18 protein-coding genes are annotated in these 24,082 nt (G+C 57.9%); 6 read left to right on the top strand and 12 right to left on the bottom strand.

Annotated elements, in window-relative coordinates; all coding sequences use genetic code 11:
- Positions 1-121: 121 nt before the first annotated feature.
- A complete protein-coding gene (locus GOV38_RS11075) occupies positions 122-1,168 on the bottom strand; it encodes a Hint domain-containing protein (RefSeq protein ID WP_171209798.1) in 1,047 nt (348 codons plus the stop codon).
- A gap of 219 nt (positions 1,169-1,387) precedes the next feature.
- Between GOV38_RS11075 and GOV38_RS11070 the strand changes: the two genes are divergently transcribed.
- Positions 1,388-2,581: an NAD(P)/FAD-dependent oxidoreductase gene (locus tag GOV38_RS11070; RefSeq protein ID WP_171209799.1), complete on the top strand. Its 1,194-nt coding sequence runs from the start codon at positions 1,388-1,390 to the stop codon at positions 2,579-2,581.
- On the opposite strand, the gene GOV38_RS11065 is transcribed toward GOV38_RS11070, so the two are convergent.
- The 9 genes from GOV38_RS11065 to mraZ all read right to left on the bottom strand — a co-directional run bounded on the left by GOV38_RS11065 (position 2,563) and on the right by mraZ (position 12,242).
- Complete coding sequence (locus tag GOV38_RS11065) at positions 2,563-2,937, bottom strand: glycine zipper family protein (RefSeq protein ID WP_254430619.1); 375 nt, start codon at positions 2,935-2,937, stop codon at positions 2,563-2,565. The genes GOV38_RS11070 and GOV38_RS11065 overlap by 19 nt on opposite strands.
- A gap of 107 nt (positions 2,938-3,044) precedes the next feature.
- Complete coding sequence (murD, locus tag GOV38_RS11060) at positions 3,045-4,442, bottom strand: UDP-N-acetylmuramoyl-L-alanine--D-glutamate ligase (protein WP_171209800.1); 1,398 nt, start codon at positions 4,440-4,442, stop codon at positions 3,045-3,047.
- 152 nt (positions 4,443-4,594) lie between these two features.
- Positions 4,595-5,677, bottom strand: coding sequence for a phospho-N-acetylmuramoyl-pentapeptide-transferase (mraY, locus tag GOV38_RS11055; protein WP_171128041.1), 1,083 nt, complete (start codon positions 5,675-5,677; stop codon positions 4,595-4,597).
- 24 nt (positions 5,678-5,701) lie between these two features.
- On the bottom strand, positions 5,702-7,096 hold the full coding sequence (gene murF, locus GOV38_RS11050) for a UDP-N-acetylmuramoyl-tripeptide--D-alanyl-D-alanine ligase (RefSeq protein ID WP_171209801.1): 1,395 nt from the start codon (positions 7,094-7,096) through the stop codon (positions 5,702-5,704).
- The gene (locus tag GOV38_RS11045) at positions 7,093-8,574 is read right to left on the bottom strand and encodes a UDP-N-acetylmuramoyl-L-alanyl-D-glutamate--2,6-diaminopimelate ligase (protein ID WP_171209802.1); all 1,482 of its coding nucleotides are present in this window, start codon (positions 8,572-8,574) and stop codon (positions 7,093-7,095) included. Before GOV38_RS11045 ends, murF begins: the two co-directional genes overlap by 4 nt.
- 21 nt (positions 8,575-8,595) lie before the next feature.
- Positions 8,596-10,383, bottom strand: a complete 1,788-nt coding sequence (locus tag GOV38_RS11040; protein WP_171209803.1) for a penicillin-binding protein 2 — start codon at positions 10,381-10,383, stop codon at positions 8,596-8,598.
- The gene (locus GOV38_RS11035; RefSeq protein WP_171209804.1) at positions 10,380-10,748 is read right to left on the bottom strand and encodes a cell division protein FtsL; all 369 of its coding nucleotides are present in this window, start codon (positions 10,746-10,748) and stop codon (positions 10,380-10,382) included. Before GOV38_RS11035 ends, GOV38_RS11040 begins: the two co-directional genes overlap by 4 nt.
- Positions 10,745-11,737 (bottom strand): 16S rRNA (cytosine(1402)-N(4))-methyltransferase RsmH, encoded by a 993-nt coding sequence (gene rsmH, locus GOV38_RS11030; protein WP_171209805.1) that lies wholly within the window; start codon positions 11,735-11,737, stop codon positions 10,745-10,747. The genes GOV38_RS11035 and rsmH overlap by 4 nt, the downstream gene beginning before the upstream one ends.
- Positions 11,738-11,741: 4 nt before the next feature.
- Positions 11,742-12,242: a division/cell wall cluster transcriptional repressor MraZ gene (gene mraZ, locus GOV38_RS11025; protein ID WP_171209806.1), complete on the bottom strand. Its 501-nt coding sequence runs from the start codon at positions 12,240-12,242 to the stop codon at positions 11,742-11,744.
- A gap of 892 nt (positions 12,243-13,134) precedes the next feature.
- Between mraZ and GOV38_RS11020 the strand changes: the two genes are divergently transcribed.
- Together GOV38_RS11020 and GOV38_RS11015 are read left to right on the top strand one after the other, a co-directional pair.
- Positions 13,135-13,359, top strand: coding sequence for a DUF1127 domain-containing protein (locus tag GOV38_RS11020; RefSeq protein ID WP_171096821.1), 225 nt, complete (start codon positions 13,135-13,137; stop codon positions 13,357-13,359).
- 371 nt (positions 13,360-13,730) lie between these two features.
- Positions 13,731-14,021, top strand: coding sequence for a DUF1330 domain-containing protein (locus GOV38_RS11015; RefSeq protein WP_171096820.1), 291 nt, complete (start codon positions 13,731-13,733; stop codon positions 14,019-14,021).
- Positions 14,022-14,024: 3 nt separating this feature from the next.
- On the opposite strand, the gene GOV38_RS11010 is transcribed toward GOV38_RS11015, so the two are convergent.
- Positions 14,025-16,541, bottom strand: a complete 2,517-nt coding sequence (locus GOV38_RS11010; protein ID WP_171209807.1) for an ATP-dependent helicase — start codon at positions 16,539-16,541, stop codon at positions 14,025-14,027.
- Between the two features lie 170 nt (positions 16,542-16,711).
- Here GOV38_RS11010 and GOV38_RS11005 point away from each other — a divergent pair, with 170 nt between their 5' ends.
- The 3 genes from GOV38_RS11005 (at position 16,712) to GOV38_RS10995 (ending at position 22,747) form a co-directional block, all read left to right on the top strand.
- Entirely contained in the window at positions 16,712-18,493 is a 1,782-nt protein-coding gene (locus GOV38_RS11005) for a sensor domain-containing diguanylate cyclase (protein ID WP_254430620.1), read from the top strand.
- A 359-nt stretch (positions 18,494-18,852) separates the two neighbouring features.
- Positions 18,853-22,290: a pyruvate carboxylase gene (locus GOV38_RS11000; protein ID WP_171209808.1), complete on the top strand. Its 3,438-nt coding sequence runs from the start codon at positions 18,853-18,855 to the stop codon at positions 22,288-22,290.
- 73 nt (positions 22,291-22,363) lie between these two features.
- Complete coding sequence (locus tag GOV38_RS10995; RefSeq protein ID WP_171209809.1) at positions 22,364-22,747, top strand: MAPEG family protein; 384 nt, start codon at positions 22,364-22,366, stop codon at positions 22,745-22,747.
- A gap of 22 nt (positions 22,748-22,769) precedes the next feature.
- Here GOV38_RS10995 and GOV38_RS10990 read toward each other — a convergent pair whose 3' ends face one another.
- Positions 22,770-23,792 (bottom strand): hypothetical protein, encoded by a 1,023-nt coding sequence (locus tag GOV38_RS10990; RefSeq protein WP_171209810.1) that lies wholly within the window; start codon positions 23,790-23,792, stop codon positions 22,770-22,772.
- Positions 23,793-24,082: the final 290 nt, after the last annotated feature.

The raw sequence follows: 24,082 nt of genomic DNA, 5'->3' as shown, positions 1-24,082 counted from the left end.
TCAGGGTCTGACTGAAAGTGTATCGCGAAAATCTTGTTCAGGCCAGTAGAATAAGGGGCATCCGGGGGGATTTCCGCCGGTCGAGGCAGTGCTCTATCGCGTTCAGCGCATGGCCTCGACCCTAAGAGAGGATAGGTTTGCTGTTCTTCACGTGACGGTTGACCAACGCACGCATCTCGCGCCCCTTATGAGGGACCAGTCGCGCGGTTTCAGGTGAAAAATCTTCAGCCAAAAGCTCGGGGAACAATTCCGCAATTTCCGAGATTGACGCATCCCCGACTGCTTTGCGGGCCTCGCTGCCCAGATACAAGCTTTCGCAAGGTGCACCTTCGGCAAAGATGATCTCGTGGTGGTCAAACAGGATGTGAAAATAGCTGACTGCAGAGGTCTGTTCATCAATCGAGACGCTGGGGATGTCGACCAGTTTGATCGCAGGGATCAGCACTTCGGATTTCGCAAACATTCTGACCGCAATCGGTGAACGCACCAGCATCCGGTGCTGAGGCGAAACCCGAAGATCCCGTTTGGGAAAACCGCCGCCCAACGCGCCCTGTGCGATGCAAACAGGCCGTAGCTTCGGCTTGGCGTGCAGGTCGATGCTGTCCAACTGCCGCGACCCGATCCAGCGGATCACTTGCTGGCCGTTGTCCAGCGTCATGACTGCGTCACCAGGGCAAAGCGTTTCGACCGGTTTGGGACCCTCTGCCGTCTCGATCAGCGTGCCCGCCGTAAAACAGGGGACAACGGTATCGATGTCGATGCTCGGGCCATTGTCGATAATCGCCGTGATCGTCAGCGTCGTGTTCAACGGCGGCACCGTTCCACCAATGAAACCCATGAAGAACGCGTCTTCGGCATCTACGCCGATAGAATTTCCGTCCCCGTCGATATCGTAGTCAAAAAAGCCGACCTCGTACGTATTGGTTCCATCCGTCACGGTAACGGTGAAGTCCCAGAAAATGGTTTCGCCAAGGTAAGTCTGCGTCGGGTCGTTGGCGGTTTCGTTCGAAACGCTGTCACCGGCAAAAATCGTCGGGTCCACACCAGTGTCGATATCAATCTGGCTGTAGGCCGAGATTTCGAAGGTCGACCCGACCACAGCTGTCGACGCGCCTGCGTTGGACAATGTCGTGTCGCTGCGAAAAGCTCCGAAGACAGGCGTTGGCATAACTGAAAACCCTCTTACTCTGGCGCATATCACCCAAGCGTGGGCTGCAACTTGCTGGCCTTCAGGTGCGAGGTCAAGCACGGCGTCAGATTTTTGCAATGACTGTCGTATGGATGCCTGTATTCGATCTGTCGCCAAGATGGCCCGGATCCTGACTAAGCGTATTCGCGCAGGTTCTACCCCTTGTCATCGCCGTCATTCCGCGCCATGGGCCTTTTCATGAAGTTCGACACAATCATACTTGGCGCCGGTGCTGCCGGCCTAATGTGCAGCGCACATTGCGGTGGACGCACGCTGGTGATCGACCACGCAAAAGCACCAGGTGAAAAGATCCGTATTTCTGGAGGCGGGCGGTGCAATTTCACCAACCTTTACGCGGGGCCATCGAATTTTCTGTCGAAGAACCCGCATTTCTGCAAATCAGCACTGGCGCGATATACGCAATGGGATTTCATCGATCTGGTCGATCGGCATGGTATCGCATGGCATGAGAAGACGCTGGGACAGTTGTTCTGTGACGGCTCATCGAAACAGATCATTTCGATGCTTTTGGCCGAGAAGGAGCGCGCAGGCGCTCTACTCTGGCTACAAACTTCGGTGCGTGGCTTGTGCAAACTCGAAACGGGGTTTGCGCTCGACGTCGAAAAAGACGGCCAGTCCCATAGCCTGATTTGCAGGAACCTGGTGCTGGCGACCGGGGGCAAATCCATCCCGAAAATGGGCGCCAGCGGTTTGGCTTATGACATTGCGCGCCAGTTTGGCTTGAACGTCACGGACACACGCGCGGCATTGGTGCCGTTTACCTTCACTGACGGTCGGTTCAAAGAGTTGTCCGGCGTGTCCCTGCCCGTCCGCTTATCCAATCAACGCACCAGCTTTGACGAAGCATTGCTTTTTACTCATCGCGGGCTCAGCGGCCCTGCCGTGCTGCAGCTTTCGTCCTATTGGCGGGAAGGCGAGCCCATATGCGTCAACCTGCTGGCCGACCTTCCGTTGGTTGATATTCTACGTCGGGACAGGCAGACCTCGGGCCGCAAGGCGCTGACCACCGAATTGGCAAAACACCTACCGGCGCGTCTGGTCGAATACCTCAGCCGAAGCATCAACATGCAAGGCAATCTCGCTGATCAATCGGACGCTGCCCTGTGGTCGCTTGCTGATACGTTGTCGAATTGGCAGCTAACGCCCTCTGGCACCGAAGGCTACCGCACGGCCGAGGTAACGCTTGGCGGGATCGATACCGATGGGCTGTCGTCCAAAACAATGGAGGCCAAGGAAGTCCCTGGCCTCTATGCAATTGGCGAAGCGGTGGATGTTACCGGTTGGCTCGGAGGCTACAACTTCCAGTGGGCTTGGTCGTCGGGTTATGCCGCTGGAACTGCAATTGCTGCCCGTCAGCCGACGACGTTATAACCGCGACCGCGCATGCAATTGCGCACGATGACTTCCTGGTTTTGGGTATTTTGCAGAGCGCTGGCTCCGGCACCCACCAATGCACCGGCCACAGCAGCACGCCCCAGATCGCTTGCGCTGTCGTCAATGATGGCCTTGGTTCCCGCAGCGCCTGCTGCACCTATCGCCGCCGCTCCGGCGGTATTGCCGTCCACGGTGGGCTGCGTCCGTGCCAACGCCTGACATTGAGCGAGATCCGCGTTGTAGTTCGGACCAACTGGGCCGTCGACAATCGGCTGATAATTGGCGCCCACATTTGTGCAGGCCGCAGCCGTCAACAAGATCGGGAGGATCAAAGCAGATTTACGGATAAGCATTTTCAGAACCTCTTTCTTCAGCCAAAACTATGTAATGTCCGCCTGCACTACATCAAGCAATCTGGTCTACAGACTTGCCGAACCAGTGACCAAATGCAACCTGCCCGTTATTCTAGGCCCTCTTGCACTCGCGAGACGAAATCATCGCCGCGCTGCTCAAAGTTGTCATATTGGTCAAAACTTGCCGCCGCCGGGGCCAACAGCACAACATCACCCGGTTCTGCATCGGTCATGGCTTGTGCGACAGCGGCCTCCATCGTCGTGCAAACAGCGCTCTCAACACCCAGCTGCATCGCAAACCCTGCGGCTTCACGGCCGATCACATAGGCCTTGATGACCGCGCCCGTCGCGTCTTGCAGAGCATCAAGCCCACCTTCTTTCTCCAACCCACCGCAAATCCAGCGGATCTTCTTGAACGCGCTCAACGCTTTGACCGCGCTGTCCACATTGGTGGCTTTGGAGTCGTTGACATAGGTAACACCGCCAGCTTCGGCGATGATCTGGCTGCGATGCGGCAGGCCGGGATAACTGTGCAGCGCATCTTCGATCACGCGCGGTGCCAATCCAAGCGCACGGCAGGCCGCATAGGCGGCGCAGGCATTCTGGTGGTTATGACTGCCCGGCAGGCTCTTTATTTCGCGCAGGTCAATCGCACCGGTCTGCCGCCCCTTGCGGTATTCCGACAAGAACCCTTTACGGGCAAAGACCTGCCACCCGGGACCGGTCAGCTTTCGTGTCACTGACAGACGGATAACCCGATCATCGGAAGGGCCCTCCGCCAGTTGACCGGCTAGAAATGCGCCTTCGTTTTCATCGACGCCAATAATGGCCCGGTCCGGCCCACCTTCGGCGAACAAACGCCTCTTGGCCGCGAAATAGCCACCCATACCGCCGTGGCGATCCAGATGATCCGGCGACAGGTTGGTGAACACCGCCACATCCGGGGTCAAGGCGCGCGCCAGCTCGGTTTGGTAACTGCTCAGCTCCAGCACCACGACCGATCCGTCCTCACCCGGTTCAATATCCAGCACCCCGCGCCCGATATTGCCGGCCAACTGAACCGGACGCCCAGCCTCGTTCAGGATATGGTGGATCAATGCCGCCGTGGTGGATTTCCCGTTCGAGCCAGTGACCGCGATCACCCGAGGGGGTGTATCGAACTGATGCCATTCCGGCCCTGCGAAGGATCGGAAAAACAACCCGATATCATTATCCACTGGCACCCCGGCCTCAAGGGCTGCGGCGACAATTGGATTGGGCTGCGGGTAAAGATGCGGAATGCCAGGAGACACGATCAAAGCAGAGACATCGTCAAATGCGCCCGCGCGCCGCAGATCAACACAAAGCAGCCCATCCTCTTCCGCAGCTTCACGGGCCGCAGGGTTGTCATCCCAACACACGGGCTCTGCCCCGCCTGCCCGCAGCGCGCGCGCAGCCGCCAGGCCCGAACGGCCCAACCCCAGTACAGCAACCTTCTGTCCGGAATACCCTTTCACTGGGATCATTCTGCTTCACCCCGATCGCTTCTTTGATGTTGCGCCACACTGCACTCAGGAATTCCACAATGGCAAGAGGCACAAAAAGGCTCGCGCATCTTCGCGAGCCGGGCCCAACAGGTGGCAGGTGAACCGAAGGTTCGCCGAACCTGGCGGGAGCGCTACCTGACTTTAAGTGTCGCCAAACCGATCATCGCCAGGATCAGCGATACAATCCAGAAACGGATCACGATTGTGGGTTCGGCCCAGCCCTTCTTTTCATAATGATGATGGATCGGTGCCATCAAAAACACCCGTTTTCCCGTACTCTTGAAATAGAGCACTTGAATGATCACGCTCAGCGCTTCGACCACAAAAAGCCCGCCGACAACGGCCAAAACCAACTCATGTTTGGTTGCGACCGCGATCGCTCCCAATGCCCCTCCAAGCGCCAAAGATCCGGTATCGCCCATGAAAACCGCCGCCGGTGGCGCATTGTACCACAAAAAGCCCAGACCTGCCCCAAACAGGGCCGAGGTGAAAATGAAGATCTCACCCGTCCCCGGCACGTAATGCACATCCAGATATTCGGTAAAGTCCACACGCCCCACAGCATAGGCGATGACCCCTAGCGTTGAGGCCGCGATCATCGCAGGCATGATGGCCAACCCATCCAGGCCGTCGGTCAGGTTCACCGCATTCGCAGCTCCGACGATTACGACAATCGCAAACGGAATATAGAACAGTCCCAGATTGACCAGCGTGTCCTTTAGCACAGGTACAGCCAACTGGTTTTGCAGCGCTTCGGGGTGATGAAACGTTGCCCAAAGCGAGGCCAAGACCGCGATTACTACCCCCAGCGCCAGGCGCATCCGGCTGGACACACCTTTGGTGTTTTGCTTCGACACTTTGGCATAGTCATCGGCAAAACCAATACCCGCATAGGCCAGAGTTACGAAAAGAACCATCCAGACATAAGGGTTATCCCATCGCGCCCAGACCAGCGTGGACGTGACCAACGCACCGACGATCAGCAAACCGCCCATGGTAGGTGTACCAGCCTTGGAGAAATGGCCCTCTGGCCCGTCATCCCGGATCGGCTGGCCTTTGCCCTGTTTGCGGCGCAGCACATTGATCAGAGGTTTTCCAAAGATGAATCCAAACACCAGCGCCGTCAGAAAAGCTCCGCCAGCGCGGAAGGTAATATAACGAAAGAGGTTCCAGAAATCGCCCCCGTCCGACAGGGCGGTCAACCAATACAGCATTACAAAACCTCTCTCACAAAGCGCCTACGCCTCAGGCGCGCTCCCTTGCCCCAATTTCCGAAGACCGTCAACAATATGCGCCAGCGCCATGCTGAGCGAGCCCTTGGCCAGCACAACATCGCCGTCCCGGATCAGTTCGGGAAGGTGGCAAGCCATGTCCTGGCTGGTTTCAGACCACTTCCCGCGCTTGTCTTCCGGCAAAGCCTGATGCAGCGCCTGCATCAACGGGCCGATGCAATGCACCTGATCGACACTCGCGATGGCATCAATATCGGCCAAGGCCGCGTGCATTTGCATTTCATCCGGCCCGAGCTCTTTCATGTCGCCAATGAAAGCAATCCTGCGCGCACCTTTCGCCGCAGCCAGCACATCCAACGCAGCAGCCATCGATGTTGGGTTGGCATTGTAGCTGTCATCCAACAGCTCTAGGGATCCACCGTTTGAAAGCGAAACAACCTCGCGCACGCCGCGCCCTTTGACCGGAGCCCATGCCCGCAGACCTTCTATGGCCTGCTCCAGATCTACGCCCAGTTCGACACAGGCGGCCAGCGCGCCTAGGGCGTTCATCGCGAAATGCGTGCCCGCAGACTGAACTTCAAAGGTGATCTCTGTGTCACCTACTCTGGCCTGCGCAGCGACAGCGGTGTCGGATTGCGCGACGTCCAGCAACGGATAGTCAGCCGCACTACGCCCAAATTCCACGACCTTCGCGCCGCAACCGAGGGCATGATCGCGCACGATAGCGGCATGCTCGATATCCGCGTTAACAATGGCCGTTCCCCCGGCGACCAACCCATCAAAGATGGCAGCCTTTTCGCGGGCGATACCAGCAACCGAGTCGAACGCCTCAAGATGAACCGCCGCCACCGTCGTGACCAAAGCCACATGCGGGCGCGCCTGTTTGGCGAGGGGTGCGATTTCCCCGGGGTGGTTCATGCCAATCTCGATCACCGCAAATTCGGTCTCGCGCGGCATCCGGGCCAATGTCAGCGGCACACCCCAGTGGTTATTGTAACTGGCCACGCTGGCATGTGTCGCGCCTTGCGTTTCCAAAATGGTGGCCAGCATTTCCTTGGTCGAGGTCTTGCCAACGCTGCCAGTCACGCCGACCACGCGTGCCGAACAGCGCGCGCGCGCGGCTTGGCCCAAAGCCTCCAGCCCGGCTTGCACATCCTCAACGATCAGCAATGGCGCGGTCTCATCAACACCGTCGGGAACATATGAAACCAAGGCGGCACCCGCGCCCTTCCCAAGCGCTTGTGCCACGAAATCATGCCCGTCGCGGGCCGCTTTGAGCGCCACAAACAGATCGCCGGGTTGCAATGTGCGCGTGTCGATCGACACGCCGTTGGCCTCCCAATCGCCAGTGGCGCGCCCGCCGGTTGCGGCGGCGGCCTCTGCCGCTGTCCAAAGCGTCATGCCACCCTCCCGTCCAGCGCCGCAACGGCGATGCTGGCCTGTTCGACATCATCAAAGGGCAGAACCTGATCGCCAACAATCTGCCCGGTTTCATGGCCTTTGCCCGCAATAAGTAATGCGTCACCGGGTTGCAGCGCGTCCACGCCGCGCAGGATCGCCTCGGCCCGGTCGCCCACTTCGGTTGCTTCAGGCGCGCCCAACATCACTGCTGAGCGGATTTCTGCGGGATCTTCGCTGCGTGGGTTGTCGTCGGTGACAAAAACCACATCCGCATTCGCCGCAGCTGCCTGCCCCATCAAAGGCCGCTTGGTGGCATCGCGGTCTCCGCCCGCGCCCACAATCGCAATCAACCGCCCCATCACATGCGGACGCATGGCGCGCAAGGCAGTGGCAACCGCGTCAGGCGTATGGGCATAATCGACAAAAACCGCCGCGCCATTTTCCCGCGTGGCGGCAAGCTGCATCCGACCGCGCACCGTTTTCAGATGCGGGAGCGTGTCAAAGACATGCTGAGGCTCATCGCCGCTGGCGATCACCAGCCCGCAGGCCAGCAGCACGTTTTCAGCCTGAAACCCGCCGATCAGGTTCAGACGGGTCTGAAACACCTTACCCTGCCAGGAAAACCTCAGATCTTGCCCGGTTGCATCAAAGCGCTGATTGAGCAGACACAGGTCCGCCTCACCCAGCCCGACCGTCAACACCTGTTGACCTCGCGCTTCGGCAATGCGGCGAACCTGGGCACCCTTCGGGTCGCTCATGTTGATCACAGCGGTGCCATCTTGCGGCAGAACCCGATCAAACAGGCCGGCCTTGGCCGCGAAATACGCCTCAAACGTTTCGTGATAGTCCAGATGATCCTGCGTAAAGTTCGAAAACCCTGCGGCTGTCAGATGCACACCGTCCAACCGTCGCTGTTCCAACCCGTGCGACGATGCCTCCATCGCAGCATGGGTGACACCGTTTTGGGCGGCTTCAGCCAGGCAACGATGCAGCGTAATAGGCTCGGGCGTCGTGTGGGCCAAAGGTGCGGTCCATGCACCTTCAACACCAGTGGTGCCCAGATTGACGGCCTTGTGGTCCAGCTCGGCCCAGATCTGGCGCACGAAACTGGCCACCGATGTTTTTCCGTTGGTGCCGGTCACGGCCACAATCGTTTGCGGTTGCTCCCCAAACCAAAGGGCCGCCGCACCCGCCAAAGCTTGTCGAGGATCCTCGACAACAACAAGCGCAGCCTCCGATCCGGCCAGCTCGGCAGCGGCGATTTCGGCCCCTTCCGCATCGGTCAGAATCGCCGCAGCCCCCATGCGCAAGGCGTATTGGATGAACTCCCCACCATGCACGCGGGTTCCAGGCAATGCCGCAAACAAAAAGCCGTCTTGCACATCGCGGCTGTCAACGGCCAGACCGGTGATCTGCGGGTTCGCCCCTGCGCGTGCGGTCAGGGCCAGTTGGCTGAGTTTCTTTGACTGTTTGCCCATGCCCACCTCGTGTCAGACAGCCTAATTTGAGGTCAGCGTTATAGCAGCGCCCGCCTCAGGCTCAAGCCGGGGACGCAGCCCCAAAAGTGGCGCTATGCGCCCGATCAGTTCCGAGGCCACTGGCACCGCAGTCCACCCCGCCGTGCGACGCTTTTCACCATGCGCCACAATCGAAGGTTCGTCCAACGTGACGACCAGTACATATTGCGGATCATAAGCCGGGAAGAAGGTCGCGAAAGTTGCGATCACCTTGTCATCATAGTACCCGCCGCGCGGCTTGGGTTTGTCCGCCGTTCCGGTTTTGCCCGCCACCGCATAGCCCGGCACATCGCCGAAACTGGCGGTGCCATCGGTGACCACCTTGCGCAACATCTTCTGCGACTGCCGCGCTGCATTGGCCGACATCACGCGCGGGCCGTATTGCGGGCCGTTTTTGCGCAGGATCGTCGGGCTGACGTAATGCCCCCCGTTGGCAATCGCCGCATAACCCGCCGCCAGATGCATAGGGCTGGTCGAAAGCCCGTGGCCATAGGAAATCGTTACGGTGCTCAGCTCACCCCATTTCTTGGGCTTCAAAGGTGCTCCACCCTTGGCTTCGACAATCTCGAACGGTGTCGGCTCAAACATCCCCAACGTTTCCAGAAAGCTCTGCTGCCGCTTGGCCCCGATCATCAAAGCCAGCCGCCCGGTTCCCCGGTTCGAGCTGTGGACAATTACATCCGCAACGCTGATCTCGCCATAATTCTTGCCGTTGAACTCTCCAATTGGAAAGCGTCCGATCTTCATCGGGCCAGAGGTATCGATGATGGTTTCGGAATGTACCAGACCCAGTTCAACTGCCTGAGCGGCGGTAAAGATCTTGAACACCGATCCCAGCTCATAAACGCCCTGCACGTAGCGACTGAACAAAGGGCTATCTGACGGATCATAGCCCGAGGTCGGTGGGCGCGGTCGGTCGTTGGGATCAAACGAGGGCAAAGAGGCCGCCGAGACGACCTCGCCCGTATGCGCATTCATCAGGACGGCTGATGCGCCTTTGGCATTCATGATCTTCATGCCGCCATAGAGCACCTGCTCGACCGCAGCCTGAATGGTCAGGTCCAGCGACAGCTGAAGCGGCTTGTTGCCGTTCGCCGGGTCGCGCAGATAGTCGTCGAACTGCTTTTCAACACCCGCAACGCCAATCAGCTCAGCCGCGCTGACGCCTTCGCGTCCAAACCCTGACCCGCCCAGAATATGCGCCGCCAATTGCCCGTTGGGATAAAGCCGCATTTCGCGCGGGCCAAACAGAATGCCGGGATCACCGATGTCATGCACCGCCTGCTTTTGCTCGGGCGAGATCCGCTTTTTAATCCAAAGGAATTTACGATCACCGGTGAAGTCTTTGACCAGACGCTCTTTTTCCAGATCCGGGAAGATTGCAACCAGCTGATCCGCTGCGGCCACCGGATCAATCATCAAAGGCGGCTGCGCGTAAACCGAATAGGTTTCCAGATTGGTCGCCAGAATACGCCCATCCCGGTCGACTATATTGGCCCGCTGCATCGCAATCGACGCCCCTTGAGCACTGGCCAAAGGCTCTTGCGCCTCGGACGTGGCCAACATGCCCATGCGCACGCCAACCACACTGAAAGCACAAAAGAAAAAGAGCCCCAATACCAGCAACCGCCCCTCGGCCCGGGCTCGGGCGCGGTCTTTCATGTCTTCGTGGCGCTGACGAATATTCTCGCGCTCGATGGCCTTTGGGTTTTCGCCCTTGGCACGGGCTTCCAGAATGCGGGCCAGAGGGCGCAGCGGGGTACGTGTCATGGCACTTGCACCTCAACCAACGCCTGCGTCCGCGTGATGGCCTCCAGCTCTTCCGGGGTCGCCACAGGCAAATCAGGGTCCTCACCATAGGCGATCATGTCTGCACGCCCGAATTGCTCGGCCCGTAAAGGCAACAGTCCCAAACGTTCGAAATTCAGGTCCGCCAGTTCCCGCAGCCGGTCGGGGCGGTTCAGGTAAGCCCATTCCGCGTTCAAAACCGCCAACCGCGCCTGCGCCATCCCGATCTGCCGTTGCAGCGCCTGGGTCTCCTTGACCACTTGCTGCGTGCGATAGTTCTCTTGATAGGCCCACAGCGCCAATCCGAACACCGACAACGCTGTCAATACATACAGAATGCTCTTCATTTTGCCCGCCCCCCCAGTTGTGGCATGCCGATTGCGCGCGCATCAACTTCGCCCGCCGGAGCCTCAGTTCTGATGGCCACACGCAGCTTTGCAGATCGCGCGCGTGGATTATCCTGCAGTTCCTGCGCATCAGGCCCAACGGCCTTGCGCGTCTTTAACGTGAATTGCGGCTGCTCTTGCTCAAGTTCGGGCGCATAGCGATTTGCTCGCCCAGTCTTGCCCGCCCGCGCCTGAAAGAACCTTTTGACCATGCGATCTTCGATCGAATGGAACGTCACCACCGCCAATTGACCACCGGGCTTCAAGGCACGTTCCGCCGCCATAAGCCCCTGAAACAGCTCGTCATATTCTGCGTTCACGGCAATCCGCAGCGCCTGAAAGCTGCGCGTCGCGGGATGGGACTGGCCCGGTTTGGGGCGCGGCAGACAGGATTCGATGATCTCGGCCAAGGCAAGCGTGGTTGTGATCGGAGCTTCGGCCCGCGCCTTGATGACAGCCTTCGCGATCCGGCGGCTGGCCCGTTCCTCTCCGTAGTGGAAAAGGATATCTGCCAATTCGGCCTCGCCTGCTTCATTGACCAGATCCGCAGCACTTGGTCCGTCCTGACTCATCCGCATATCCAACGGACCGTCCTTCATGAAGGAAAACCCGCGCTCAGCCTGATCCAGCTGCATCGACGACACCCCAAGGTCCAGAACAACACCGTCCAGACCCGAGGCATATTCATCCATGCGCGAAAACACACCCTGCTGCAGAACCAGCCTGTCGCCAAATTGCGCGACCCAGCCTTTGGCCATCTCAAAGGCCAAAGGATCACGATCCACGCCGATGACTTTGCTGGCTCCGGCCTCCAGCAATCCGCGTGTGTAGCCCCCCGCTCCAAAAGTGCCATCCAGCCAGACACCTGTAACTGGTGCGACTGCCTCCAACAGGGGGCGCAGCAGAACGGGGATATGAGATTTTTCGACTTGAGTTTCCGCAGCAGCCATTCCGTCAGGCTCCGGGGCCGTCCAGGAATTGCATCGGATCGAAGTCTTCCGAGTATTCCTCGACCCACTCTTCCGCATCAGATTCAGCCTCTGCCTCATAGACTTCGGGCTTCCAGATCTGGAAGGTATCGCCTGCCGCGATAAAGAATGCCTCTTTCTCAAGCCCGATCTTGTCGCGCAGCTTTACCGGCAAAACCAATCGCCCGGTTTCATCCACGGTTGTCGGGAAGGACTGACCATGGAACATGCGTTGCAACATCTTTCGCTGAGTCGAGCCACGCGGCAATGCATCGATCTTGGCGTCGACCTCGTCAATCGCCTCCATCGAATAGCATTCAAGGAATTTTCGGTTGGGGCCGCCGTAGACAATTACAAGCTCGGGGCTGCCGCCAGGTTGCCAGTTGGGATCAGAGGCCTCAAGCACACGGCGAAACAGGGCCGGGATCGAGACCCTGCCCTTCGTGTCCACCTTATGGTGGCTTTCACCTCTAAACCTGCGCGCCAAGACGACTGTCCCTTTCGCTTGCGCCTCACTTCAAAACGCTCCCCCCTTCAAGAAAAACGGCGGGTTGATCTGCTGCCACTGATCAACCCGCCGCATTGACCCGCTGTGCGGGATGTCCAGCTGCGCGCGCCACCTGGGGGGATGTCTGCTCGCTCGCGCGCCGGATCTGTTGACTGATGAAAGCGAGATGCCTGTATGAAACCTAATTTTGTATTCTTGGTTCGGGGTCGTTTAGCGCCCCATGTGCCTCGTCCTCATCGGATGAATAAGGGATGCCACGGGATTTCATGGAAATCAATAGGAAATTACACCACGACATGGCCCCAGCTACCGTTTGCAGCAGGACAGCAACGACGAACGAGCGCCGAAACACACCCTAAATTGACATACAAGACAAAAACGCCACCACATATAGTGCCAACGCAGCAAGTTGGCGCTTCCCACGATTTCCCATTTTTTTCTCATTAAATGTGAAAAATGGCGCTGAAACCCACCGAACTGACCCAGATGGATCGAATCAAACACCCACAGTTCAGCGCCAGATCAGGGTGAAAACGCATCTCGCCCATGGTTTCCCATGCAGGAGCGTTCGCGCGGTGAATCGCGGTCACGCGATTTCTTTCCGCACAAATTTCAGCCAAATCCGATCAATCAGGCGGCAGTTTCACAGCTGATGTTAGCGCCCAAAAAATCGTACCGCAAAACCCGACCTCGAAAAACCCATATTTTAAAGGCGCTTTTCTTCGTTTCAGGAAATCTTCATTTAATCTATGCACTTGCTGCATAGCAGCATTGTCTCTGCGCCCTATTGTGCAAACGCAGCATTTGCCTATCTTCAATCTCAAGCAAGGGCCGGACAGTTCCGGTCATACGGAAAAAGCGGGTAACCAAAATGGCAATCGCAACACATCCTACAGCGCTGAAAAGCGCATCTTCGAGCGGGCTGAACACTGTTCTGGGCGGGCTGAAACTGCGTTTCAACCGGTACCGGACTTTCCGCCAGACATATAACGCTCTGGCCGCGCTGTCGAACCGCGAATTGGCGGATCTGGGTCTGAACCGCAGCATGATCCGGCGTTTGGCGCTGCAGGCCGCGGAAGAATACTGCGCGAAGTAAGCGCACAGAGAATTACGAGATCAGGTCCATCCTCCTCCCTTGGGCCTGTACTTAAGCGGCAACGTCTCTCCTCCTCCCTGACGTTGCCGCACCATATACCGGCCTCAGATGTCGGAAACTGATACATCGGGACTCTCCTCCTCCCTGTCTCGATGTTGAAAGTGCGCGGTGACGTCTACCTCCTCCCTGACGTCACCGCGTCTGTCACGTACCGGGCTCAAACCCGGAAAAGGATACTTCGGGGCTCTCCTCCTCCCTGCCTCGGAGTTGAAAAGAACGGCGGTTCCCTTCCTCCTCCCTGGGAACCGCCGTTTTTGTTTTGTCACAGCATGATGTACGTTGGGGTCGTGAACGCGTTTCAGGAGTACCTCATGGCCGCCTATTTCATCGCCCAGATTTCCATTCACGACCCCGACGGGTACCAGAGTTATCTTGAAGGCTTCATGCCAATCTTCGACCGGCATGGTGGGCGCCTACTGACGGTTTCTTCAAAACCTGTCGAAGTCATTGAAGGCAGCTGGGCTGAAGACGGCATCGTATTGATGGAGTTCCCCGACATCGCCTCGGCCCGGGCGTGGAAAGATGATCCAGACTATGTTGAGCTCGCCAAAATCAGGCAGGAAACAGCGACTGCCAATCTGGTACTGGTCGAAGGACTGTAAGCGTCAGAACGGAACATCGTCCTTATTGGTCAGAAAGCGTGAGACCACCTTTTTGACACCGGCCTTGTCAAAGTCGACCTCGACCTTGTCGCCTTCAATCCCGATCACCGCGCCATAGCCGAATTTCTGGTGAAACACGCGCTCACCCAGCGTAAAACTGGCCACAGCGGTTGCATCAATCACCGTGTTGCGGCTTTCGCGCGGCTGCGACATGCCATATTGCCCTTGCCGCGCCTGCATCCGTTTCCAGCCCGGCGAGTTATACACATTGGCTTCGGCCGCGCGGGTTTCGATCCCGGCACTTTGCTGGCCACCCCCATAAAGCCCCGGAGGCGTCAGAATCTCCACATGCTCTTCGGGCAACTCGTCAATGAACCGCGACGGCATGGAATTCTGCCACTGCCCGAACACCCGCCGATTACCGGCAAACGAGATGGTACAGACCTCCTCGGCCCGCGTAATCCCCACATAAGCCAGACGCCGCTCTTCCTCGAGCCCCTTGATCCCGCTTTCATCCATCGAGCGTTGCGACGGGAACAGCCCATCCTCCCAGCCGGGTAGAAAGACCACCGGAAACTCCAGCCCCTTGGCCGCGTGCAAGGTCATGATCGAAACCTTTGCCCCGTCGCTCTCCTGTTCGTTATCCATGACCAGGCTGACATGTTCCAGAAACCCTTGCAGGTTCTCGAAATTGTCCAACTGGTTGACCAACTCCTTCAGGTTTTCCAGCCGTCCGGGCGCTTCGGGGCTGATGTGCACAAGCGGATCACCACGTTCACGTTCCTCTGCTGTCTGCGGCTTGAAAAAGGACAGTGTATAGCCTGATTCATCCAGAATCGTCTGGGCAAGTTCGACATGATCTTGGCGCTGCGAAGCCTCCGATGAGATCACCTCTACCACTGGTTCCAAAACATCATCGGCGCCTTCATCTTGACGATATGAAGCATCATAGTCTTCACTGATGAGCGAACGTGGGGATTTTTTTTGAGTTTGCGACGTCAGCGGTCGTCCTGCAGCGCCAATCATCGCGTTCCACCGCTCCAGCCCGTCCACTAACTCGCGCAGAGCATTGACGCCTCTTGCGCCGATTAGCTTTTTCTCGACCACAATCCGCGCGCCTTCGACCAAAGACACACCGTTTTCGCGCGCCACCACCTGAATCGTCTGCTGCGCCTTGTCTCCAAGGCCACGTTTGGGTGTATTCACGATCCGCTCAAAGGCCAGATCATCCTCGGGGCTGACCACCAGCCGGAAATAGGCCATGGCGTCGCGAATCTCCATCCGCTCATAGAACCGAGGGCCACCGATCACCTTATAAGGCAACCCGATGGTCAGGAACCGATCCTCAAACGCCCGCATCTGATGTGAGGCACGCACAAGAATGGCCATTTCATCCAGGTTCATCGGGCGAATGCCACGTGTGCCGCCCTGCATCGCGTCGATCTCTTCACCGATCCAGCGCGCCTCTTCCTCACCATCCCAATGGCCGATCAGCCGAACTTTGTGCCCCTCTTCGGCGTCTGTCCAAAGTTCTTTGCCCAACCGGTTCTCATTGCCTCGGATCACATTCGAGGCTGCGGCCAGAATATGCGGGGTCGAGCGGTAGTTCTGCTCCAACCGCACGACAAAGGCACCGGGGAAATCCTTCTCAAAGCGCAGGATGTTGCCCACTTCGGCCCCGCGCCAGCCATAGATCGACTGATCATCGTCGCCGACACAGCAGATATTCTTATGCCCCCTCGCCAGCAGACGCAGCCAGAGATACTGAGCGACGTTGGTATCTTGATACTCGTCCACCAGGATATAACGGAACCAACGCTGATATTGCTCCAACACGTCCGCGTGGGTCTGGAAAATCGTGACCATATGCAGCAGCAGGTCACCAAAATCCACTGCATTCAGCTCGCGCAGACGGGTCTGGTATTGCGCGTAAAGCTCAATACCTTTGTGATTGTACGCACCCGCGTCAGCGGCAGGCACTTTGTCGGGTGTCAGTGCCCGGTTTTTCCAGTCGTCGATTATTCCGGCCAGCATCCGAGCCGGCCAGCGCTTGTCATCGATATTAGCCGCCTGCACCAACTGTTTGAGCAAACGCAACTGGTCATCGCTGTCCAGGATCGTGAAGTTCGACTTCAGGTCCACAAGTTCCGCATGACGACGCAACAGCTTGACACAGATGGCGTGGAACGTGCCCAACCACGGCATGCCCTCAGCAGGCTGGCCCAATGATCGGCCAACTCGGTCTTTCATTTCGCGTGCGGCCTTGTTGGTAAAGGTCACCGCCAAAATCTCGTTTGGGCGTGCCCTGCCCGTGGTCAGCAAATGCGCGATCCTTGCCGTCAACGCCTTGGTCTTGCCCGTGCCCGCGCCTGCCAGCATCAGCACCGGGCCGTCCAGCCGTTCAACCGCCTCCCGTTGCGCCGGGTTCAATTCGTCCAGGTATGGTGTAGGGCGCACGGCCATCGCCTGTGCAGACAAAGATGCGCCCTCAAAGGCGTCCATATCGTCAAAACTGCTCATGGCTCCAAACTACGCTGGATACGCGCCAAGGGTAAAGAGTTTGTTCACGGCTTGTTCACGTCCAATCCGAAAAAATTTGACGCTTATTCTTCCAACACGCCGCACGGGCGTTAACCCTCTGTCAAGTCGCTGAGTTGAAAACTGCCCTTGTCGAAGTGCAGGAGGCAAAGATGGAGCACAAGCATACTGCAGGCCGAAAAGGAGGCCTGCTGGCGCAGACTGCGACTATCATCAGCCTCATTTGTGCCATCGGCCTTGCTGGCTTGATCGCCATATATGGCGCCATCCCGATCGTGAACCGCATGGTCGAAGCCGATGTCCGGCATCGATCCGAGGCCTGGAGCGAACAGATCATGACGTTCATTCCTGACCTTCAAACAGCTTTCGGCGAAGGCCAAATCGCGCAACCCGACGCGGCGTTGCTGCGGCGTGTACTGGGCGCGTCCGAAATCTACCGTCTTCAGATATATGACGCGACTGGCAAGATGATCTGGTCATCGGCGGGGCCGCACAGTCACGCCGCCCCACTTATGCCCGAGCGGCGCAATGCGACTGTTTTGGGTGATATGTATTATGCCTTGTCGCAAAGATCTGCGCTTGAAGTGCTCTATCGCGAGACAGAGAACCTCAACACGTCCGACCAGATGCGCGATGTGGCCGAAGTGGTTAGCGCGGTGACCAACGGTGGTGCCTATTTGGGCGCTTTGGAGTTCTTTACGGATGTTACAGAACTCAGGCGCGCTTTCATGGTGCAGGTCCGGCCTCTGCTTGCGCTGATCGGCGCGCTTGTGGTTTCGGCAGTTTCGATCGTGTTCTTCATGTCGTATCGCGGAAACCGGCTACAACTGCGCGCGATGCGCAACCGGTCTCGGGCTGAACGCAAGCTACTGGACGATCAGCTTAAGCTGGCGCGAGAAGTGCAGTTTTTGGGCGAGTTGAACGAATGGCTGCAATCGAGCCGCAGCCTGGATGAACTGTTCGATATGGTTGGCCGGTTCATGACCCATATTCTGCCGCAGGCAGAAGGCAGCGTTTATGTCTATTCCAATTCGCGCGACGTGCTGGATGGCTGTGCCAGTTGGAACGGTGGGACGCATAAGGCGCATATTCACCCCGAAGGCTGCTGGGGCCTGCGCCGTGGGCGCACCTATCAATATGGCGCCTCAGAGATTGACTTTGTCTGTGAACATGCAGAACCGCATGACGAGCGACCTTATTTCTGCTTCCCCATTCTCGCTCATGGCGAAACGGTCGGCCTGCTGCATTTGCGTGCCATCGAGGGGCAGAAAGAAGGTTTTCGTGACAGCCGCAAACTGGCGCAGCTTTGCGCCGAACAGATCAGCATGGCCATCGCCAATGTACGGATGCGCGACCAATTGCATGACCAATCGGTGCGGGATCCTCTGACTGGCTTGTTCAACCGCCGCCACATGACCGAAACGCTGCGCAAATCGATCAGCCGCAGCCAGCAAACCGGCGCATATCTCAGCCTGATCGCGGTCGATGTGGACCATTTCAAAAAGTTCAACGACACCCATGGCCATGATGCCGGTGACATGGTTCTGCGGGCCGTCGGTGCCGCTTTGGAGCAAGGCTGCGAACGGGATGAGGTCGCCTGCCGGATCGGTGGAGAAGAGTTCATGCTGATCCTGCCGGACAACAGCCCCGAAGATGCAGTATCGCGCGCCGAACAGCTGCGCCAAGCGGTCGAGGCGGTGACCGTCCGCTATGGTGAAAAGGCGTTGCCGCGCATCACGATCTCGGTCGGTGTTTCCCATTACCCTGCGCACGGAACCATGCCGCAAGATCTAATGCGCGCGGCGGATGACGCGCTCTATCAGGCCAAGGATAAGGGGCGGAATCAGGTTCAGGTCGCTGGCTCAAAAGAGACATCTCAAAAGGACAAGAACCCAAAACAGATCAAATCACCGCCCGCGGCATCTGCGGCATAATCCGGAGCCGGGGAAAGGTTTGATGCGCAATCTCGGGCTTGGCGCCTTTGCTGAACAACAATATTTGCGCCCGTCAACATCGCATGGCGCGCCAAAGGAAAACGGTGCTGCGCAGTCAAATAACCGCCAAGGTCCCGAGTTTTCGACGGCTTCAATCGGCAATTGCCCGGAATAATCATAAAAATAGGAATAAAACGTTACAAAACGTTGATGCTGCACCGCCGCATGGGTAAAAGGTCGACACCAACACTTGGCGTTTGCGAGCGTTAACATGCCGGTTCTACCCAAAAGAACGGATATGTCAGCGCGTATTCACGCGCTAGAGCAACGGCCAAACGTAAAAAAGACCGGGACCAGACATGACCGACTTCAAGAAAATTCTGATCGCCAATCGCGGCGAGATTGCCATCCGCGTCATGCGTGCCGCCAACGAAATGGGCAAGCGCACCGTTGCGGTCTTTGCCGAGGAGGACAAGCTGGGCTTGCACCGGTTCAAAGCCGATGAAGCCTATCGCATTGGTGAAGGTCTGGGGCCGGTTGCGGCCTATTTGTCGATCGACGAGATTATCCGCGTCGCCAAGGAGTGTGGCGCTGACGCGATCCACCCCGGCTATGGTCTGCTGTCCGAGAACCCGGATTTTGTTGATGCCTGCGTGCAGAATGGTATCACCTTCATCGGCCCCAAGGCCGAAACCATGCGCGCCCTGGGCGACAAGGCCAGCGCCCGAAAGGTGGCTATTGCCGCCGACGTGCCAGTCATCCCTGCAACCGAAGTGCTGGGCGATGACATGACGGCGATCAAGGCGGAGGCGGCCGAAATCGGTTACCCGCTGATGCTCAAGGCAAGCTGGGGCGGTGGCGGGCGCGGCATGCGTCCGATCCTGTCCGAAGATGAGCTGGAAGAAAAAGTGCTGGAAGGCCGCCGCGAAGCCGAAGCGGCTTTCGGCAATGGTGAGGGTTATCTTGAAAAGATGATCACCCGCGCCCGCCATGTCGAGGTGCAGATTCTGGGCGATAAGCATGGCGAGATCTATCACCTCTATGAACGCGATTGTTCGGTCCAGCGGCGCAACCAGAAAGTGGTCGAACGCGCACCGGCCCCTTACCTGACCGAAGACCAGCGCGCCGAGCTATGCGAATTGGGTCGCCGCATCTGCGCGCATGTGAATTATGAATGCGCGGGCACCGTTGAATTCCTGATGGATATGAACACCAGCAAGTTCTACTTCATCGAAGTGAACCCGCGGGTGCAGGTCGAACATACGGTGACTGAGGAAGTCACTGGCATCGACATAGTGCAGGCCCAGATCCTGATTGCCGAAGGCAAAACCCTGGCCGAAGCCACGGGCAAAGCCAACCAGGATGAGATCCGTTTGAACGGTCATGCGCTGCAAACCCGCGTGACAACCGAAGATCCGCTGAACAACTTCATCCCCGATTATGGCCGGATCACCGCCTATCGTTCGGCCACCGGCATGGGCATTCGTCTGGATGGCGGCACCGCCTATGCGGGCGGCGTAATCACACGCTACTACGACTCGCTGCTGACCAAGGTCACGGCCTGGGCGCCCACACCGGAAAAGGCGATCGCGCGGATGGACCGGGCCTTGCGAGAATTCCGCGTGCGCGGTGTTTCGACCAATATTGCCTTTGTCGAAAACCTGCTGAAACACCCGACCTTCCTGTCGAACGAATATACCACCAAGTTCATCGACGAGACTCCGGACCTGTTCCATTTCAAAAAGCGCCGCGACCGGGGCACCAAGGTTCTGAACTATATCGCCGACATCACGGTGAACGGGCATCCCGAAACCAAAGACCGCCCGACGCCCAGACCCGACCTGAAAGAAGCCCGCCCGCCCGCGCTGAAGGCCGAGCCGCAAATGGGCACGCGCAACCTGCTGGAGCAGAAAGGCCCGCAGGCCGTTGCCGACTGGATGAAGGCCCAGCGCCAGCTGTTGATCACCGACACCACCATGCGCGACGGGCATCAGTCGCTGCTGGCCACAAGGATGCGGTCGATCGACATGATCAAGGTGGCACCCACCTATGCGGCCAACCTGCCGCAACTCTTCAGCGTCGAATGCTGGGGCGGCGCCACTTTTGACGTGGCTTATCGGTTCTTGCAGGAATGCCCGTGGCAGCGTTTGCGTGACCTGCGCGAGGCGATGCCGAACCTGATGACCCAAATGCTGCTGCGCGGCGCAAACGGGGTTGGCTATACCAACTATCCTGACAACGTGGTGCAGGAATTTGTGCGTCAGGCCGCGCAGAATATCGATGTGTTCCGCGTGTTCGACTCGCTCAACTGGGTCGAGAACATGCGCGTTGCCATGGATGCCGTGGTCGAAAGCGGCAAGATCTGTGAAGGCACGGTTTGCTACACCGGTGACATCCTTGACCCGGATCGTGCCAAATATGACCTGAAATACTACGTCGGCATGGCGAAAGAACTGCGCGATGCCGGTGCGCATATTCTGGGCCTCAAAGACATGGCGGGCCTGTTGAAACCAGCCTCGGCAAAGATCCTGATCCGGGCGCTTAAAGAAGAGGTCGGCTTGCCGATCCACTTCCACACGCACGACACTGCCGGTATCGCAAGCGCCACCATTCTGGCGGCCTCTGAAGCAGGCGTAGACGCCGTGGATTGCGCGATGGACAGCTTCTCGGGCAACACCTCGCAAGCGACGCTGGGCACCGTGGTCGAGGCCCTGCGCCATACCGAGCGTGACACTGGGCTCGATATCAAGGCCATCCGTGAGATCAGCGACTATTTCGAGGCAGTGCGCGGCCAGTATGCCGCCTTTGAATCCAGCCTCCAGGCCCCGGCATCCGAGGTCTATCTGCATGAAATGCCCGGCGGTCAGTTCACCAACCTCAAGGCACAGGCTCGCAGCTTGGGGCTTGAGGAGCGTTGGCACGAAGTGGCGCAGATGTATGCGGATGTGAACCAGATGTTTGGTGATATCGTCAAGGTGACGCCCTCGTCCAAAGTGGTGGGTGACATGGCGCTGATGATGGTCAGCCAGGGCCTGACACGCGATGATGTTGAAAACCCGTCAACCGAGGTCGCCTTCCCGGATTCGGTCATCGACATGATGCGCGGCAATCTGGGCCAGCCTCCGGGCGGGTTCCCCAATACTATCGTTCATAAAGTGTTGAAGGATGAAACCCCCAACACCGAGCGTCCGGGCAAGGACGTTCCAGCCGTCGACCTTGAGGCCACGCGTGCCGAACTGTCCACACAACTGGAAGGGATGGAGGTCGATGACGAGGACCTGAACGGATATCTGATGTATCCCAAGGTGTTCCTGGATTATATGGGTCGCCACCGCCTCTATGGCCCTGTCCGCACCCTGCCGACACGCACCTTCTTTTACGGGATGGAACCGGGCGAAGAGATCACCGCCGAGATCGATCCGGGCAAGACGCTGGAAATCCGCTGTCAGGCCATCGGGGAAACCGACGAAAAGGGTGAGGTCAAAGTCTTCTTCGAACTCAACGGTCAACCGCGTGTGATCCGTGTTCCGAACCGCATGGTGACCGCTGCCACCGCACAGCGCCCCAAAGCCGAGGTGGGCAATCCCAACCATATCGGCGCGCCGATGCCTGGTGTTGTGGCCACGGTCGCGGTCACAGTCGGGCAAGAGGTCAAAGAAGGCGATCTGCTTCTGACCATCGAAGCGATGAAGATGGAAACCGGCATCCATGCCGAGCGCGACGCAGTTGTCAAAGCCGTTCACGTACAACCGGGCGGGCAGATCGACGCCAAGGACCTGCTGGTCGAGTTGGAATAGCAACCAAATCTGATTAGACTTCGTGGGGCCGGGTGCGAAAGCATGTGGCCCTTCTTTTTTGCCAGAGGTTCAAATGCTTACCATCACACCGATCTACGCCGCGCTGATTGCATTGCTCTATGTCTGGCTCAGCATCAATGTGATCAAGTGTCGACGGGCTGAGAAAGTCTCGGTCGGCGATGGCGACAACAAAGCGGTACGAAAGGCCATGCGCACCCATTCGAACTGCGCCGAATATGCGCCTTTCGGGTTGTTGTTGATCGCTATGGTCGAACTGCAGGGCGCCGGGGGGCTGCTTGTGAACCTGTTAGGATTGGCGCTGCTCGCGGGGCGGCTATCACATGCTTATGGCTTTGGTCGCACACCCCAAATCGTCATACTGCGTCAGATCGGTATGGTGCTCACCTTTTCCGCCATAATTCTGGCCGCTATTGCGAATTTGATACTGGCGATCTGAGGTGTCGGGCCCTGGATGAGGCTTACCCTTCGGCAAGCTCCTCCAGTTCTTCCTCGACAGGCGCACCATCTTCATCCTCGGCAAGCTCTTCGGTCTCGTCTTCGTCCAAGGGTTCGACGCTGTCATCAATGGACGCCTCGTAATCTTTGGGTGCAGGCAAATCCAGAAGATCATGCAGTTCGTTCAGAGCGTCTTCAGACAGGTCACGCCCACCGGTCAGAGTGTCCAGCGCTTCTTCGGGGTTGGATTCATCCAGCGCCATTTCCGCTTCGGTCACCGCCTCTTCGGCATCTTTCAGCGCAGCATCATACTTGTCTTGTGCTGTCAGATCCGGGTCTTCGGCAAGCTCTTCCTCAGTCGGCGCAAACGTGTCTTCGATTTCGTCATCTGTCAGTCCCAAGAGATCTGACAATTCCTGCTCTTTGTCTTTCAGATCCATTGAAGCTTCAGAGTAATCCAGGACGCTCTGCTGGTACGAGTAAAGCTTGCCCGGCATACTGTTCGGAGAAGCGTTTTTCAAAGCATTCGGGTTGGCATGGGCCGCGTTCAGCCCTTTCAACTCGGACGAGATCTTTCCGTGCTTGTTGGGATGTACCGGCTCTTCCTCGACAATTGCGGGTGCGACCACTGCTGTGGCTGCAACTTTTTTCGATTTCTTTTTACCGTTTACCAGGTTTTCGAGCGACGCAATCAAGCCAGGCTTCTTCTTGCCTGAATTGGCGGTCGTGGTGGTGTTCTTTTTCTCGGCTTTCTTTTTCTCCAGATTTCCAAAAAGCCCGCGCCCCTTCGAGGCAGATTTCTTGTCGGCACCGCTTTTGCCACTGGCCTTGGATCCACCGGACTTATCACCGCTATTCCCGTTGCCTTTTCCGCCGCCTTTGCCACCATCGCCGCCGTTTCCTCCACCGTTACCGCCGCCGTTGCCATTACCGCCGCCGTTGCCATTTTTGGCGATGGCGACATCCGGGGCGGCCAGAACAGCGACAAAACCGACTGTGCCGGCAAGCATCAATGATGTGGCGAGAATGCGGGAAAAACGTTTCATTTTTTGTCTTCCTTTTGTCACTGGAGCGGCAGAGGGCACCAGGTTGAGCAGACGAATTCAGGTTAATGCATAGATATCTTGTCAAAAAGGCAAAATCTGGGCAAAAAACCCGTAAACAAAGGGTTAATAGGTCGACAATACAACCCGCTTTCTTCGAATTGTTCTGCAGTTAAGCGACAATCTGGCAAAATCTTTGAGCCCGTTCGACTTCTCGGATTTGCGAAGGTGATGGGTGAATATGTGGGGCAGAAAGCAAATCCGGCTGCGACAATGCCGGAGACCGCTCTTCA

Origin of the sequence: Ruegeria sp. HKCCA5839 (assembly GCF_013035585.1) — a bacterium.
Classification (GTDB): domain Bacteria; phylum Pseudomonadota; class Alphaproteobacteria; order Rhodobacterales; family Rhodobacteraceae; genus Ruegeria.
Note: the sequence above shows the minus strand (reverse complement) of the source record. Positions and strands in the feature narration are given on the sequence as shown.